This window comes from Streptomyces cynarae, assembly GCF_025642135.1.
Taxonomy (GTDB): domain Bacteria; phylum Actinomycetota; class Actinomycetes; order Streptomycetales; family Streptomycetaceae; genus Streptomyces; species Streptomyces cynarae.
Genome location: NZ_CP106793.1, coordinates 1,232,383 through 1,248,385, shown reverse-complemented (window position 1 = coordinate 1,248,385; position 16,003 = coordinate 1,232,383). Strand labels below are relative to the sequence as shown.

14 protein-coding genes are annotated in these 16,003 nt (G+C 70.8%); 9 read left to right on the top strand and 5 right to left on the bottom strand.

The features are described 5' to 3' along the window. Positions 1–73: 73 nt before the first annotated feature. Positions 74–724: an FMN-dependent NADH-azoreductase gene (locus N8I84_RS05935; protein WP_263228566.1), complete on the top strand. Its 651-nt coding sequence runs from the start codon at positions 74–76 to the stop codon at positions 722–724. A 278-nt stretch (positions 725–1,002) separates the two neighbouring features. Here the strand turns inward: N8I84_RS05935 and N8I84_RS05930 are convergent, their stop codons facing one another. Further along, on the bottom strand, positions 1,003–1,488 hold the full coding sequence (locus N8I84_RS05930) for a MarR family winged helix-turn-helix transcriptional regulator (protein ID WP_263228565.1): 486 nt from the start codon (positions 1,486–1,488) through the stop codon (positions 1,003–1,005). 283 nt (positions 1,489–1,771) lie between these two features. Between N8I84_RS05930 and N8I84_RS05925 the strand changes: the two genes are divergently transcribed. Beyond that, entirely contained in the window at positions 1,772–2,260 is a 489-nt protein-coding gene (locus N8I84_RS05925) for a GNAT family N-acetyltransferase (RefSeq protein WP_263228564.1), read from the top strand. A 107-nt stretch (positions 2,261–2,367) separates the two neighbouring features. Here N8I84_RS05925 and N8I84_RS43070 read toward each other — a convergent pair whose 3' ends face one another. Beyond that, positions 2,368–2,592, bottom strand: coding sequence for an STAS domain-containing protein (locus N8I84_RS43070; protein ID WP_390899021.1), 225 nt, complete (start codon positions 2,590–2,592; stop codon positions 2,368–2,370). Positions 2,593–3,577: 985 nt separating this feature from the next. Here N8I84_RS43070 and N8I84_RS05920 point away from each other — a divergent pair. After that, complete coding sequence (locus tag N8I84_RS05920) at positions 3,578–3,922, top strand: MerR family transcriptional regulator (protein ID WP_263228563.1); 345 nt, start codon at positions 3,578–3,580, stop codon at positions 3,920–3,922. A 322-nt stretch (positions 3,923–4,244) separates the two neighbouring features. Here the strand turns inward: N8I84_RS05920 and N8I84_RS05915 are convergent, their stop codons facing one another. Further along, positions 4,245–5,930: a ribonuclease J gene (locus N8I84_RS05915; RefSeq protein ID WP_263228562.1), complete on the bottom strand. Its 1,686-nt coding sequence runs from the start codon at positions 5,928–5,930 to the stop codon at positions 4,245–4,247. A 488-nt stretch (positions 5,931–6,418) separates the two neighbouring features. Between N8I84_RS05915 and N8I84_RS05910 the strand changes: the two genes are divergently transcribed. The 4 genes from N8I84_RS05910 (at position 6,419) to N8I84_RS05895 (ending at position 10,115) form a co-directional block, all read left to right on the top strand. Beyond that, complete coding sequence (locus tag N8I84_RS05910; RefSeq protein WP_263228561.1) at positions 6,419–7,822, top strand: DEAD/DEAH box helicase; 1,404 nt, start codon at positions 6,419–6,421, stop codon at positions 7,820–7,822. Positions 7,823–8,034: 212 nt separating this feature from the next. Further along, positions 8,035–8,277, top strand: a complete 243-nt coding sequence (locus N8I84_RS05905) for a DUF5302 domain-containing protein (protein WP_263228560.1) — start codon at positions 8,035–8,037, stop codon at positions 8,275–8,277. Between the two features lie 735 nt (positions 8,278–9,012). After that, positions 9,013–9,435: an aspartate 1-decarboxylase gene (gene panD / locus N8I84_RS05900; protein ID WP_263228559.1), complete on the top strand. Its 423-nt coding sequence runs from the start codon at positions 9,013–9,015 to the stop codon at positions 9,433–9,435. After that, positions 9,432–10,115 (top strand): aspartate/glutamate racemase family protein, encoded by a 684-nt coding sequence (locus N8I84_RS05895; protein WP_263228558.1) that lies wholly within the window; start codon positions 9,432–9,434, stop codon positions 10,113–10,115. The genes panD and N8I84_RS05895 overlap by 4 nt, the downstream gene beginning before the upstream one ends. 780 nt (positions 10,116–10,895) lie before the next feature. On the opposite strand, the gene gndA is transcribed toward N8I84_RS05895, so the two are convergent. After that, complete coding sequence (gene gndA, locus N8I84_RS05890; protein WP_263228557.1) at positions 10,896–12,335, bottom strand: NADP-dependent phosphogluconate dehydrogenase; 1,440 nt, start codon at positions 12,333–12,335, stop codon at positions 10,896–10,898. Between the two features lie 361 nt (positions 12,336–12,696). Here gndA and N8I84_RS05885 point away from each other — a divergent pair, with 361 nt between their 5' ends. Next, entirely contained in the window at positions 12,697–13,908 is a 1,212-nt protein-coding gene (locus tag N8I84_RS05885; protein WP_263228556.1) for a transglycosylase family protein, read from the top strand. A gap of 35 nt (positions 13,909–13,943) precedes the next feature. On the opposite strand, the gene N8I84_RS05880 is transcribed toward N8I84_RS05885, so the two are convergent. Further along, positions 13,944–15,029 carry a DMT family transporter gene (locus N8I84_RS05880; protein WP_263228555.1) on the bottom strand — a complete coding sequence of 362 codons (1,086 nt, stop codon included), beginning with the start codon at positions 15,027–15,029 and terminating at the stop codon, positions 13,944–13,946. Positions 15,030–15,285: 256 nt separating this feature from the next. Between N8I84_RS05880 and N8I84_RS05875 the strand changes: the two genes are divergently transcribed. Beyond that, complete coding sequence (locus N8I84_RS05875) at positions 15,286–15,993, top strand: (2Fe-2S)-binding protein (protein ID WP_263234673.1); 708 nt, start codon at positions 15,286–15,288, stop codon at positions 15,991–15,993. The last annotated feature ends 10 nt before the right edge of the window (positions 15,994–16,003 follow it).

Sequence of the window (16,003 nt, the reverse complement as noted above, 5' to 3'; positions counted from 1 at the left end):
GTGAAACTATTACGATGCGCGAATCCCCAGCCCTTGGCCCTCGCCTCGGGCACTACGACCTTGGAGAAAGTCCATGAGCACGCTGTTGCACATCGACTCGTCCGTGTTTCACGGCGAGGCGTCCTCGTCCCGTTCGGTCACGGCCGCCTTCCGAAAGACCTGGGAGGAGCAGCACCCGGAGGGCACGGTGATCTACCGCGACCTCGCCGCCGACCCCGTCCCGCACATCACCGCCGACGCCTGGTCCGCCGCTTATGCCGCCCCGTCGAAGCGCACTCCGGAGCAGTCCGCCGCGTTCGCCGCGCGCGTGAAGCTCATCGAGGAGCTGGAGCAGGCGGACGCCGTCCTGATCGGCGCCCCCATGTACAACTTCTCGATTCCCTCGACCCTCAAGGCGTGGCTGGACAGCGTGCTTCTGCTCGGTCGCACCGCGGGCGAGGCCCCCTCCGCCCAGGGCACCCCGGTTGTCGTCGTCGCCAGCCGCGGCGGCTCCTACGCTCCGGGCACCCCGCGCGAGGGCTACGAGTTCGTACAGAACTACCTGGAGGCCGTCCTCCAGGGCACCCTCGGCCTGGACCTCGACTTCATCGTCCCGGAACTCACCATGGCCCCCCGCAACCCGGCCATGTCCGAACTGGTCCCCCTGTACGAGGCCTCCCGCAAGCGCGCCTTCGAGGACGCGACCACCAAGGCCAAGGAACTCGCGGGGCGTCTCGCCGCGTAACCCCAGACCGTGCACGCCGTGTGACACCCTGCCCAGGAGGTCACACGGCGTCCTCGGCGCCTGCGTCCTCTCCGGCACTGCCCGTGGCGCCCAGCATCTGAGGGAAGGCAACCCGGACGATTCGGCCCCGTCGGCGACGAAGCCCTGACCGGCCGCCCGTCGCCAGGCTGACGCGCAGCGACGACGACCACAGCCCCAGCCCTCAAGGCCGGGCTCGCGCGAGAAGCCGCATGAGACCAACCACGCCGACGCGGCCGACAGTCGGTGTGCCCGCGCGGCTACGCCTCGTCGTCCGCCGGATGGGCCAGCCGGGTCAGCAGATCCGTCAGCTTCTCGGGTTCGTCGGGCCCCAGTTCGGCAACCAGACGCTCAGCCAGCGGCTCCGCCGCCACATGGACCGCATCGAAGAGCTCCAGCCCCTGAGGGGTGATCTCCACTGCCCGCACCCGCCGGTCCCCCGGAACAGCCTTGCGTACGGCCAGACCCTTCCGCTCCAGGTCGTCCACGACCCGCATGATTCCCGCCTTGTCCGACCCCGTCGCCGCCGCCAGATCCCGCTGCACCGTGGGCCCGTGATTGACCAGCTCGATCAGCACCGCGAAATGCCGCAACTCGATGCCGAACGGCCGAAGCGCCTCCCCCATCACCGCGGCCGCGCGCCAGTGTGCCCGGCGCAACAGCAGGCCGAGAGCGAAAGGCGACGTATCCCCGGGGCGGTCGGTCGCATGCGAGGCGGTGGTTCGGTGAGAAACGTCAGCGGCCATGAAACCAGATTACTTCATTCGATACGGTATCGCCTGAAACCAAATGGCTACGTCCTGATCGCGGCCTCCAGGTCAGCAAAAGGTCAGCATTAGGCAGGACGGTGTCCGGCATGCCGACCTGCACCTGAGCGCTCCGGCTCCCTGTCCGAGCGCGCTGCCGGCGCTACCGGACAGGAGCAGGGCGGGGCCTGGAGGAGTGGTTCCCGGGAGCGGTGCAGGAACGCCTGCCCGAGCAGCCGACCCCTCCGCGCGAAGGCACCCCCCAGTGCGAAATACTCTCCCGATGAGTTCACGCACATCCGCGATCAGTCAGCCGATCACGATACGGAGGGCCGTCGCGCGGGATGCCAAACGGCTCACGCGGCTCGTGCGTGGCTCAGGCGCCTACGAGGGTAAGTACGCAGCCGCAGTCGCGGGCTACCGGGTCGGTCCTGATTACATCGAGGCCCACCGTGCCTACGTAGCCGTCGGCTCCGACGAGGATGGAGGCCGGGTCCTCGGGTTCTACTCGCTCGTCCTCGCTCCACCGGAGCTCGACCTGCTGTTCGTCGCCGACGAAGCGCAAGGACGGGGTATTGGGCGACTGCTCGTCGCGCACATGCAATCCGAGGCCCGGGCCGCCGGGCTCGACCGTGTCAAGGTCGTGTCGCACCTTCCCGCCGAGAACTTCTACCACCGCGTCGGTGCAGTACGGATCGGGACCGCCCTCGCGAACCCGCCCGCCGTCCTGTGGGACCGTCCCGAATTCGAGTTTCGCATTCCCTCGGAATGACGCGGTGTGCCGGTTCGCAGGACGCCGGCTTCGCCTGCATGGCGCGCTCCGTGTGTGCCGTCGTCTCTGCCCTGGCGAGGGGATCGCCTGCGCCGGCGGCCTCTCCCTCACCCGAGGCCGACGATCTGGAAGAGGCGTGCGACGGAGGTACTGGGTGCTGCCAGTCGTAGCCGGCCCCCGGCGCTTCGCGCGGTTCGGTGGGTGGTGAGGAGAGTGTTGACGCCGCTGGAGTCCATGATCGTGACGCCGTCGAGGTCCAGCACCGTCCGGTACGAGGCGGCGCCGTGAGCAGCTGCGGCATCGAGAAGCTGAGGGGCACTGCCCCGGTCGATTTCGCCGCAGACCTGGGGCCCTCGAAGCCTGCTTCGCCGAAGCCCGTCACCGAGCCGCCGCTTTCCTCACCCGCGGCCACCCGGCTGGGGCCTCTGAGCGGATCGTGGGTCTGACCCAGCTGGTGATCAGCGAGCTGGTCACCAATCAGGTACGTGCCCGCCCCGTCCTTGTGCAACTGTGCTTGGTCGGCGGGGAGGTAAGGGGGCATGGCCCGGGACACTGATCCCCTGCTGCCGGCAGCCTGGCGAGCAGACCCGCAACGGGTGGGTCGGCAGGGTCTGGAGAGTGAGGCCATCGCACAGGGACTCACCGTCGATCGGGAAGCGGTCGGCAAACGCAGCACGGTCCGATCCTTCTCGATGTCTCAAGCCTGTCCCCGGCGCCAGCCGAAGGGCACTCTGAACATGGCTCGTGCACGGCGAGTTCTCGCAGGAGTTCCAGCCGGAGAGCGGTCCTGATCTGGGCCTCGGCGCGAGGTGGTGGCGGTGGGCGTACGCGGCTTGGGACGCCGTTCAGCGTGGGCGAGCACCGGGGGCCGGTCTCATCGAGGACTGCTGCACGGGAAGCGGGGCGCCATTCGAGTGAGCACTGTTCCTGGTGTACCTGCGATAGAAGCATACGCACACTCCGTGGAGAAAAATTGTGGTGGCTGCAGTAGATATTCCGCCGTGATAGGGCTAACGTCGTCTTCGTACCCAGAAGTCGAAGTGGGCACAGCAGGCACGAACTGCTGTGCAGGTAGACAAGGAGCAGAACGCCATCAGGATCGCCCGGGCGAGGAAGCAGCCCGCCCGGGTACCGCAAGGCCCCGGATTGGAAGGTGGTCCCCGGTCACGCATTCGCGATCCCCGCAACCCCGCCCTCCCAGGCGGCTGCGGAAAAAGGAGGCCGGCGCAGTGCGCCGGTAGATGGTGTTGAAAGCTCGGGGCCCGGGTGCCGTACTGGCACCCGGGCCCCCCGACGCGTCCCCGAAAGAAGAGGTCTATGCCGCCTGCCGGTTCCCGTCCCGTCGACCCTCTCGACGATGACGACTACCCCGCCTACACCATGGGCCGGGCCGCCGAGATGCTCGGCACCACCCCCGCCTTCCTACGTGCCCTCGGTGAACACCGCCTGATCACCCCGCTGCGCTCCGACGGCGGCCATCGCCGCTACTCCCGGTACCAGCTGCGCATCGCCGCCCGCGCCCGCGAACTCGTCGACCAGGGCACCGCCATAGAGGCCGCCTGCCGCATCGTCATCCTCGAAGACCAGCTCGAAGAGGCGCAGCGCATCAACGAGCAACTGCGCGCCGAGGGCGGCAAGCCTCAGCCGAAGACATCAGCCTGATCAGAACGCCCGAACCCGAGGCGACCGATGCACTGCCGGCAGATGAGCCCGCTGAGGGACCGCACCGTCGTTCCGCAGCTCAGGCGGGCTGAACGCGTCAACTGGACTCCACGGAAGAGAGAACTGCGAGCGGGCGTGATGCATTAGTGGGTGACGAGGGGCGAACCCGCGGAAGAAGGAGCGGCAACCGATAGGAGGTTGCCTGGGTGGCGGGGATCTGGAACTGGGGCAGCTTCTGGCCGCCGCTGAGGCGGCACCGCCCGGGGAGTCCGTCGCGGGCGGGGCCGCGGCCGGAACGGGGACGGTGCTGCCGGCCTGTGGCTCAGGCGTCGATGATGACGGGGATGATGAGGGGCTTGCGGCGGTGGGTGCGGAACGCCCAGTTCGCCACGGCGCGGGCGAGGAGTTGTTCGAGTTGGCGCGCGTCCCCGACGCCTTCCTCGGCTGCGGTGGCCAGGGTCTTCTCGATGACGGGGATGACCGGCTCGAAGGTGGCGTCGTCGTGGACGAAGCCCCGGGCCAGGAAGTCGGGGGCCTCGGCGAGGGCGCCGGTGTCCGCCTCGACGATCGCCACCACCGTGACCACGCCTTCGGCGGCGAGGGTGAGGCGGTCCTTGAGGGACGCTTCGGTGGCGCCGCCGACTTCCATGCCGTCCACGTAGACGTTGCCGGCGGCGACCTTGCCGGTGATGGATGCGCGTCCGTCGATCAGGTCGACGACGACGCCGTCTTCGGCGATGACGACCCGTTCGGGATCGACACCGGTACGGATGGCGAGGTCGGCATTGGCCCGCAGGTGGCGCCACTCGCCGTGCACGGGCATGACGTTGCGGGGCTTGACGATGTTGTAGCAGTAGACGAGTTCGCCGGCGCTGGCATGCCCGGAGACGTGCACCTTGGCGTTGCCCTTGTGGACGACGTGGGCGCCCCACCGGGTGAGTCCGTTGATCACCCGGTAGATGGCGTTCTCGTTGCCGGGGATGAGGGAGCTGGCGAGCAGGACGGTGTCGCCCTTGCCGATGCGGATCATGTGGTCGCGGTTGGCCATCCGTGACAGCGCGGCCATCGGTTCGCCCTGGGAGCCGGTGCACACCAGCGTGATCTTGTGATCCGGGAGCTTCTCCAGCTCCTTCGTGCTCACGACCAGACCGGAGGGGACCTTCAAATAGCCCAGGTCACGGGCGATGCCCATGTTGCGGACCATCGACCGGCCGACGAAGGCGACCTTGCGGCCGTGCTGGTGGGCGGCGTCCAGGACCTGCTGGATGCGGTGCACGTGGCTGGCGAAGCTGGAGACGATGACCCGGCGCGGCGCGGTGCGCATCACCTGCTCGATCGCCGGGTTCAGCTCTCGCTCGGAGGTGGTGAAGCCGGGTACTTCGGCGTTGGTGGAGTCGGTGAGGAACAGGTCCACGCCCTCCTCGCCGAGGCGGGCGAAGGCGCGCAGATCGGTGATGCGGTCGTCGAGAGGGAACTGGTCCATCTTGAAGTCGCCGGTGTGCAGCACCATCCCGGCCCGGGTGCGGATCGCGACCGCGAGGCTGTCGGGGATGGAGTGGTTGACCGCCACGAACTCGCAGTCGAAGGGCCCGAAACCACGCCGGTCGCCCTCCCGCACCCGCACCGTGCGCGGCCGGATGCCGTGTTCCTTGAGCTTGGCCTCCAGGAACGCCAGCGTCAGCTTGGAGCCGACGACCGGAATGTCGGACCGCTCGCGCAGCAGGTAAGGCACGCCGCCGATGTGGTCCTCGTGGCCGTGGGTGAGTACCACGGCCACGATGTCGTCCAGCCGGTCCCGGATCGAGGTGAAGTCCGGCAGGATCACGTCCACGCCGGGCTGGGTCTCCTCGGGGAACAGCACGCCGCAGTCGACGATGAGCAGCTTGCCCCCGTGCTCGAAGACGGTCATGTTGCGGCCGATCTCGCCCAGGCCGCCCAGGGCGATGACCCGCAGCCCTCCTTCAGGCAGGGGAGGGGCGGCTTTCAGCTCGGGGTGCGGATGACTCATACCCTGACGTTACCCGGAGAGGGGGACGGGGTGATCCAATGCCTGTGTGATCTCTCCTTCCCGACGGAGCGGGGCACCCGCAGCGGCTGCCGCGGGACGATCGGATTACGTCGACGGCCGGTGCAGGAAGTGGTGAAGGCGGCATCACCTGTGCGTGGGTAAACCGTTCGCCCGGTGTGCTGGAGAAAAATGGCGACCCCGGAGTGAGCGGGGGAGTGGCGTATCAGTCTGCCCGGTGCGACGGCCTGCCGTTCTCAGGCTCTCGTGTACATGCCGCCAACTGAGGCCGTCCCGTCTGTCGGGCTGCGTCGGGTCATCGACGCGGGAGGGGCGATCGGTATCACGGGCGCGATGTTGTGCCTTGTGTTACTGTCATGCGTTTGCGTGGTCGTCGCGGTGGGCGATTCTTCCTGTTCGGTTCCGCTTGTGCGTGGGCTGTTCGACCCTGCCGGGCCTTCCTCGGTACGTTCCCCTTCGGAAGGCTGTTCATGAAACGTCCGGATGACTTCGGCATCGCTCACGGCGGTCCCGCCCAGCCCGAAACCACGACCCCGGCCGTCTCTTTTGCCGCTCTGGAACTGCCGGCGGAGGTGCTGCGGACACTGAGCGGACTGGGGGTGAGCCAACCCTTTCCGATCCAGGCCGCCACATTGCCCGATGCCCTGGTGGGGCGCGACGTCCTGGGGCGAGGGCGCACCGGATCGGGCAAGACGCTCGCCTTCGGCCTGCCGCTGCTGACACGTACGGCAGGGCGGCGCGCCGAACCGAAACAGCCCCTCGCTCTGATCCTTGTGCCCACCCGGGAGCTGGCCCAACAGGTCACCCAGGCGCTGGCGCCGTACGCCGAGGCACTGCGGCTGCGGATGGCCACGGTCGTCGGCGGCGTGTCGATCGGCCGACAGGTCGCCGAGCTGCGCCAGGGAGCCGAGGTGGTCGTCGCGACCCCCGGACGCCTGCACGACCTGATCGAGCGCAACGCCTGCCGCCTGGGACGGGTAAGGATCACCGTGCTGGACGAGGCCGACCAGATGTGCGACTTGGGATTCCTGCCGCAGATTGTCGACGTGCTCGACCAGGTGCACCCCGACGGTCAGCGGATGCTGTTCTCGGCCACTCTGGATCGCGACGTCGATCAGCTGGTCCGCCGCTACCTCCACGACCCCGTCGTCCACTCGGTCGACCCGTCCGCGGGCACGATCACGACGATGGAGCACCACGTTCTGGTCGTCCACGGCCCTGACCGCTACGCCGTCACCACGGAGATCGCCGCCCGTGACGGCCGCGTACTGCTGTTCCTGGACACCAAGCACGCCGTCGACCAGCTCACCCGGCATCTGCGGGCCAGCGGGGTGCACGCCGGGGCCCTGCACAGCGGCAAGTCCCAGCCACAGCGCACACGGACCCTGGCGCAGTTCAAGAACGGCCAGATCACCGTTCTGGTGGCGACCAATGTCGCGGCCCGTGGCCTGCACGTCGACGACCTCGACCTCGTGGTCAACGTCGAGCCGCCCACCGACCCCAAGGATTATGTGCACCGGGCGGGGCGCACCGCCCGGGCCGGTGAGTCCGGCAGCGTGGTCACGCTCGTGCTGGCGGGCCAGCGCCGCGAGACGAGCCGCATGATGGCCGGGGTTGGCATCGAGGCAACCGTCACCAAGGTGCGCTCGGGCGAGGCGGAGCTGAGCCGGATCACCGGCGCCAAGACTCCCTCCGGCACCCCGCTCGACGGCGGGCCCGCCATCCCCCGACCCAAGAACAGCAACGCTCCCTTCCGCGGCCTCGGCACCAGCAAGGACACCTCCCGCGGCGCCGGTGGCAAGTCCCGAAAGGCCGGCGAGGCCCGCAAGCTCGCCGAGGCCCGCAAGGCCGCCCTCGTGCGTCGCAACGGCTGAGAGTCGTTGCCATGGCAGTGAACGTGCCGGCCACGGGATCGACAACCCTCGGCCCGGACCAAAGCCGTCCTGTGCGCGTCACCTACGAAGCGAACGCCCTTGGTCACGAGAGGGATACCGGCCGAAGCGGAGCAGGATGACGTTGCCGGCGCCCCGCACTGCGCCCGGCATGACAAGCTGTGCTTGCCCACCCCCGAACCCAGGAGGTCACCATGACCGCAGAGCCCGTATCTACGGAAGGTTCGGAGCCGGCTGCCTCCGAGACGTCCCCTGTGGCGCCGGACAGCGACGGCAACCACGACCTCAAGCGCAAGTTCCGCGAAGCCTTGGCGCGTAAGCGCGGTGCGCAGGCGGACGCCGCCGATGTTGCCGCAAACCCCGATGCGTCGAAGGTGCGTGCGGCGCACGGCCCGGCTGCGAGCCAGCGGTCGTTCAGGCGTAAGAGCGGCGGCTGAGTCGACAAGTCCCGCGATCTGGCCGCTCAACCAGCACTCCGAGCGCCACTCACTCACGCGCCCCGTGCAGTGGCCCGCAACGCGCGCGTACCCCTGCGCGCGTTGCGGGTGAGGCGTAGCCGGCGGTCTCGCCTGGGGGGAACGGCCCAGCTGCGGTCGGCTCGGGGCGGTGGTGCCGCCGCACTCGGATTCCGGTCGGTGCCCGGTGCGACGCCGGCGTGTCCGGCCGTCCAGCCGGCGTCACCACCGGAGCCGTCCTCGCGCGTGGCGTGCCGGCGGCGCCGCCGGTCCGCGACACCGAGGAGCTCGCAGTAGGCTGCCGCACGGATCGTGGACACCGCGCCCGGCGGCGGACCTCACCTCGGGCTCACCACCGCGATACGCCGGTTCGTGGCGGTGCATGGTCTCAGGGGGGTGAGGCTCGCAACCTCGCGGTGTGGCCGGTTGGTTGCCACCCGTTGACCGTTTCGGCCATCGCGCCACCTGATGTCTCATCAGGCAAGTCAGCATCTGGGCAGCGTCGATCCCCACACATTCCGAGACGGCTGTCCGAGCAGACGCCTGGTGGGCGGCCTCGCAACAGCCTGGTCCGCGCGAAAGCGCAGGCAGGGAGCCTTCTTCCCAGAGTGAACCGATGTTCCTGACAATCTTCGGGTCCGACACGTGCCGGTGTACAGTGAAGGCGCCCTTGACCTGCAGAAAGCTGGCAGGGAGCAGACAAATCGGGAGTACTCCGTGTTTCGTACGATGTTCAAGTCGAAGATCCACCGTGCCACCGTCACTCAGGCCGACCTGCACTACGTGGGATCGGTGACCATCGACGCCGACCTCCTCGACGCCGCCGACCTGCTTCCCGGGGAGCTGGTCCACATCGTCGACATCACCAACGGCGCCCGCCTGGAGACGTACGTCATCGAGGGCGAGCGCGGATCCGGTGTCATCGGCATCAACGGAGCCGCGGCCCATCTGGTCCACCCCGGCGACCTTGTGATCATCATCAGCTACGCCCAGGTCTCCGACGCCGAGGCACGGAGCCTGCGGCCTCGGGTGGTGCACGTGGACGGGGAGAACCGGATCGTGGCCCTGGGCGCCGATCCGTCCGCCCCGGTACCGGGCTCGGACCAGGAGCGCAGCCCGCAGGCCATGGCCGCCGGGTGACCCCGCACACCGGCCCGCTCGCCCTGCTGCACACCTCGCCGGTCCACGTCCCCGTCTTCGAGGCCCTGCGCGACGCGGCCCATCCGGAGCTCGGCCTGACGCACCACGTGGCGACGGAGCTGCTGGACCGCGCCCGCGCGTACGGCGCCGTGGCCGACGACGTCCGGGACGTCCTGCGAGGGGTCGTCGCGGCGGGCGCCCGCGCCGTGCTGTGCACCTGCTCGACCATCGGCGCGGTCGCCGAGCGCGCGGACGTCGGTGTGCCGGTGCTGCGCGTGGACCGGCCGATGGCCGCGGCCGCGGTGGCCAAAGGGTCCCGGATCGTCGTCGTCGCCGCGCTGGAGAGCACCCTGGAGCCGACCGTCGCCCTGGTGCGCGAGGAGGCGGTGGGTCGAGGTCCCGTCGAACCGCGCAGCCTGCTCGTCGACGACGCGTGGGCGCGTTTCGAGGCCGGGGACACCGACGGCTACCTCAGGGTGATCGCCGACGCCGCAGACGCGGTCACCGACGCCGACGCGATCGTCCTCGCCCAGGCGTCCATGGCCCCGGCCCGGCACCTGACCGCGACCACCGTCCCCGTCCTGTCCAGCCCGGAGCTCGGACTCGCCGCTGCGGCCACCGCGGCGGCACATGGTCCTCGGGCCGGTTCACACGGCCCTCGGAACGGTTCGCACGGCTGACCGGTGGCCGGCGCCGCCGTGCGGTGTGCCCGGACCGGCCGCGGGGGTCCGAGGTGGTCCGGTCGGGCCCCGGCCCGTCCCGCGACGGGGGGAGTGCCCGTACGGCGGCCGGGTACCCGGGGGACAAGTCCAGGCCGACGTACGACTGGCTGGAGGGCACGATGACGCATCCGTTCCCCGATCCCGCACAGCCGGGACCACCACCCGGACCGGGACCGACCCCGGGACCGGAGCCGACCCCCGAACCGGGCCCCGCGCCGGGGCCTGAGCCCGCGCCCCCTGAACCGGGGCCCGCGCCACCGGAACCCGAGCCGACACCTCCGGCACCCGGCCCCACGCCCCCGGGACCCGAGCCGGTGCCGCCGGGACCGGGTCCCGACCGCCCCCACCCCGAACCGGGCCCCGACCGTCCGCACCCCGGCCCGGGGCCGGTACCCACTCCGGAGCCGCCCCCGTCGCCGATCCCGAAACCGCCGGGCCCGGACCCCGTCCCCGAACCCGGAGAACCGGGGCCACCCCTTTCGTAGGGCGCCCCGACACGCAAAGCACATCGGCCCGGTGCACTGGCGGAAACACCGTGCACCGGGCCAATGCCGTCTCGGCCACTGCCGTCCTCGGCCACTGCCGTACCCGGACGCCGACGGACCGGCACGCCGCGTCCGGTGACCCAAGAGCCGCCCACCCCCGAAGCCCCCGAGGCGCCCACCCACGAAGCCCCCGAAGCCCCCGAGCCGCCACCCCAGAAGTCCCGAGCTGCCGGCCTCTGCGCCGCCCCGCGCCCTACGCCTCGACCTCGGACCGGTCCCCGCCCCACAGCGTGTGGAACGACCCCGCACGGTCCGTCCGCCGGTACGTGTGCGCTCCGAAGAAGTCACGCTGCCCCTGGGTCAGCGCGGCCGGCAGCCGCTCCGCGCGCAGGGCGTCGTAGTAGGCGAGGGCCGCGGAGAAGCCCGGCGTCGGCACGCCCTGGCGGGTCGCGGCCACCAGGACCTCGCGCCAGTCGTCCTGCGCCGCGGCGATCTCCTGTGCGAACGTCTCGTCCGACAGCAGGCTCGGCAGGTCCGCCCGGGCGTCGTACGCCGAGCGGATGCGGTCCAGGAACGCCGCGCGGATGATGCAGCCGCCGCGCCAGATGGACGCCACCTCGCCGAGGTCGATGTTCCAGTCGTACTCGGCGCTGCCCGACGCGATCTCGTGGAAGCCCTGGGTGTACGACACGATCTTCGACGCGTACAGCGCCTGCTCCACCCGGTCCGCGAAGGCCGCCGCCTCGGACATGCCGAGCGGTGACGCCTTGGGCCCGGCCAGACCCCGCGACGCCTCGCGCAGCGCCGTGTGCCCGGACAGCGAGCGGGCGAAGACCGCCTCCGCGATGCCGGACACCGGAACGCCGAGGTCCAGCGCGATCTGCACCGTCCAGCGGCCGGTGCCCTTCTGCTCCGCCTGGTCCTGGACCACGTCCACGAACGGCTTGCCCGTCGCCGCGTCCACGTGGGAGAGCACCTCCGCCGTGATCTCGATCAGGTACGAGTCCAGGCGGCCGGTGTTCCAGGTGCGGAAGATCTCCGCGATCTCGGCGGGGGAGTAGCCGGCGACGTCGCGCAGCAACTGGTACGCCTCGCCGATCAGCTGCATGTCGGCGTACTCGATGCCGTTGTGCACCATCTTCACGAAGTGCCCGGCGCCGTCCGGGCCGACGTGGGTCACACACGGCGCGCCGTCCTTCGCCTTCGCGGAGATCTTCTCCAGCATCGGACCCAGCGACTCGTACGACTCGGCCGAGCCGCCCGGCATGATGCTCGGCCCGTGCAGCGCGCCCTCCTCGCCTCCGGAGATGCCGGTGCCGACGAAGTGGATGCCCTGCTCCCGCAGTTCCTTCTCGCGGCGGCGGGTGTCCGCGAAGTGCGCGTTGCCGCCGTCGATGATCATGTCACCGGGCTCGAGCAGCGGCGCGAACTCCTGGATCACTGCGTCCGTAGGCCCGCCCGCCTTCACCATGATCATCAGGCGCCGTGGCCGCTCCAGCGCCGCCACGAAGTCCTCGGCGGACTCGGTCGGCACGAAGTCGCCCTCGTGTCCGAACTCCTTCACCAGTTCATGGGTCCGTGACACGGTCCGGTTGTGCAGGGCGACCGCGTAGCCGTTGCGCGCGAAGTTACGGGCGAGGTTGCGGCCCATGACCGCGAGACCCGTGACGCCGATCTGGGCTGAAGTGCTCATAACGGTTGGCTCCTAGAGGTCCTGGAATCGGCGGTGCCGGTTCGGTCCGGACGACATCATCGAAGGGTGGTGCCGCTCGTGCTGGTCAGTATTGCCCGGTGACCATCGTGACGCGCCGGTACACCCGCCGCACATCCGGAATCTCCCGATGCCGTCCGTGGTCTGCCACCGCCGTCCGGGGTCTCCCGCCGGGGAGCAGGCGCCACGCGCGCACCCCGGCAGTTCCCTCCGCCGGCCGCAACCACAACCAGGCGCGATTCCCGGCCAGTTCACGAGACGGAGCGACCGATTCCCCGTCTTGTCATGGCCTGTTCGCGGCATTTACTTTTGCCCCTCCTGACGCATGTCGAGGGGGCTTTCCATGGCCGTACGCGGCCGGCACCGCCGGTATCAGCCGACAAGGATCAACCGCGCCTCGCTCACCGTCACGGCGGGCGGCGCCGGCATGGCACTCCCGCTCATCGGCACCGGCGTCGCGCAGGCGGCCGACGTGGACACCTGGAGCAAGGTCGCCGCCTGCGAGTCCAGCGGCGACTGGGGCATCAACACCGGCAACGGCTATTACGGGGGACTGCAGTTCACGCAGTCGACCTGGGAGGCCTACGGGGGGACGGCGTACGCGCGGCGCGCGGACATCGCCACCAGGGACCAGCAGATCGCCGTGGCCGAGAAGGTCCTCAAGGGACAGGGGCCCGGCGCCTGGCCGATGTGCTCCGTACGCGCCGGTCTGACCCGGGGCGGATCCGGCCCCGACGCATCACAGGCCGCGCCGGCGACCGTCAAACGTTCAGTTCGCGACGTGAAACCGCAGACCACGCCCCAGTCGCAGGCGGGCACCACCGAGATGTACACCGTGGTGCACGGCGACACACTCTCCGGCATCGCCGACTCCCACCACGTCCAGGGCGGCTGGCAGGGGCTGTACGCGGCCAACCGGACGACGGTCGGCGCGGACCCGGACCTCATCCTGCCGGGCCAGCGGCTGAACCTGCGGGCCAAGGGCGGCAAGGCGGCCAAGGCCCCGGCGCACCCGGAGGCGACGCCGCAGCGGACCCGCAAGACGTCCGAGGCGACGACTCACAAGACGTCCGAGCGGACCCACAAGACGTCCGAGGGAACCCACAAGTCGACCCCGCGGAAGACGCCTTCACACCACAGCGCCCCCACCCACTCCATGGTCGCCCCGGTGAACGCCGCTACGGGCACCCGCTACCACGCCGCGGGGTCGGCGTGGTCGAAGGGCTACCACACCGGCGTCGACTTCCCCGTGCCGACCGGCACCTCCGTGCGGGCGGTCGCGGCCGGGCAGGTGGTCGGTGCCGGCTGGGGCGGCTCCTTCGGCTACCAGGTGGTCATCCGGCACGCCGACGGCCGCTACACGCAGTACGCCCATCTGTCGGCGATCTCCGTCAAGGACGGGCAGAGCGTGGTGGCCGGCCAGCGCATCGGCCGTTCCGGCTCCACGGGCAACAGCACGGGCCCGCATCTGCACTTCGAGGTGCGGACGGGGCCCGGGTTCGGCAGCGACATCGATCCGGTCGCCTATCTCCGCGCGGGTGGCGTCACCGTCTGACACCGGTCGGGCCGATACCGACGGGACCGGACCGGTCAGGACCCCGCCCGAGCGCGATGCCGGTCCGGGACGGGCGCCGGAATGAACACCCCGGTGTGCAGGGGGTCGTACGGGCGCGACGGCTCGCCGTACGCGGCGGGATCCCAGTCCTCGTACGCCTTCTCGACCATGCCCCGCTCGCCCGGGACCGTCTTCCGCACGGGCGTCGCAGGCTCCGGGACCGACCGCGCCTTCGGCCACGGCTCGCCCACGGCCTCCCTGACGGCCTCGCCGACCGCCGTCGGGCGCCGCTCGCCGTCGATCCGCTCCGTGGTCAGCAGGATCAGTCCGCCGGCGGCGAGAACACCGCAGACCAGGGCGAGTACGGTGCCCGTGGTGCCGTAGCGGAAGGTCTCGCCGAACAGGGTGATGCCCACCGCGGCCGCCGCCACCGGATTGACGACGGTCAGCGTGGCGAGCGGTGCCGCGAGGCCCGCGCCCCGGTAGGAGGCCTGCGACAGCAGCAGACCGGCCGTCGCGAAGACGCCTATCGCCGCCAGGCTCGGCAGGTCCGCGAGGGAGACCCCGCCGGTCCAGTCCACCGCGACCGTCTTGGTGAACACCGACGACATGCCGAACGCGACACCGGACGCCACCGCCAACAGCACGCTGCGCACCGCCGGATGCCGGTGCGTCGCCCGTCCCGCGACCATCAGCGTCATCACGCCACCGGCGGTGACCAGGGCCAGCGTCATCCGCTGGGCGCCGCCGAGGGAGTGCGTGTCGGAGACGCCGACCAGGGACAGCAGGACCGCGAGACCCACGGCCGCCATGACGGCACCGCGCCAGGCGGTCGTCCCCGCCCGGCGACCCACGCACAGGGCCGCCATCGGCAGCGCGAACACGATGGTCAGCGCGCCCAGCGGCTGGACCAGGCTCAAGGGGCCGTAGGCGAGCGCCGCCACGTGCAGCAGCCCGCCGAGACCGTTCAGCACGACCGCCGCCCACCAGACCGGCCTGCGCAGCGGCGCGTAGGACCGGCCGGGCGCGGACACGGCGACCTGCTCCTGCACGATCGCCCCGCCCGCGTACGCGACGGCGGAGACGAGCGACAGGAGCACGGACAACGCGAGGGCGCTCATCAGCGACTCCTTCGCGTGGGGCCGGAGCGGGCGGCCCGGCGCGACGAACGGTCTTCTTCCATGGTCAACACGATGCCGCCCGAGGCTGTTCCCCGTCGTCGTCCCTGAGCACCCATTGGGTCATACTGCCGATGGAGTACGAGAGCGTTTCTCTCATCCCCGAGAGGGGCGCCGACGGGCCGGTCCCGGAGCCCGGAGCCGTAGCCCGAAGCCCGGAGCCCGCAGCGCGCTTGGTAGTACTGACCTCGTGGACCTCCTGGACCTCGACCCCGACCTCTCGGCGCTGGGCGCGCTCGGCGGCTTCTTCGTCCTGCGCACCGGAGCACCGCCGCGTGGGGCGTTGCCCACGCTGGCGCAGGCGTACGCGTCCGAGCCGCCGGAGGGCGGCGCGGATCCACTGGCCGAGCGCATCCGCAAGGTCGCGCACAGTCTCCGGGCACCGGAGCTCCGGGTCGCCGCCTCCCTCGCCCACCAGGGCCTGGCGGCCCGGATCTGGTCCGTCGCGCTGGGCAGCGCAGCGCTGTACGGGCGGGTGCCCGACCTCGATCCCCGGCTGCTGCGCTGGGACCCGGAGGGCGGTGTGCCCGACGACCTCTGGCTGAGCGAGGTGCGCCCGCTGCCCGTCGCCTCGCTCGACAAGGTCGTACGTGAGGGACACCTCGCGCCCCTTGCGGCCGTCCTCAGAGCGCGCCACAGCGTCTCCGCACGGCTGTTGTGGGGCAACGCGGGCTCCGCGCTCGCCGGCACGGTCCGCATGGTCGACCGCTGGGCGCGGGAGACCGGCCGTACGGACGTGCGGGAGCGGGCCCGCTCCCTCGCCGCTGGACTGTTCGCGCACCCCGAGCTGTCCGGCACCCTGGACCCCGCCACCGGCCGCCGCCGCAGCTGCTGCCTCTACTACAGGCTGCCCGCGGGCGGACTGTGCGGCGACTGCTGCTTCGACCGCCCGCCGGGGCGCGAGTGAACACAGGTGG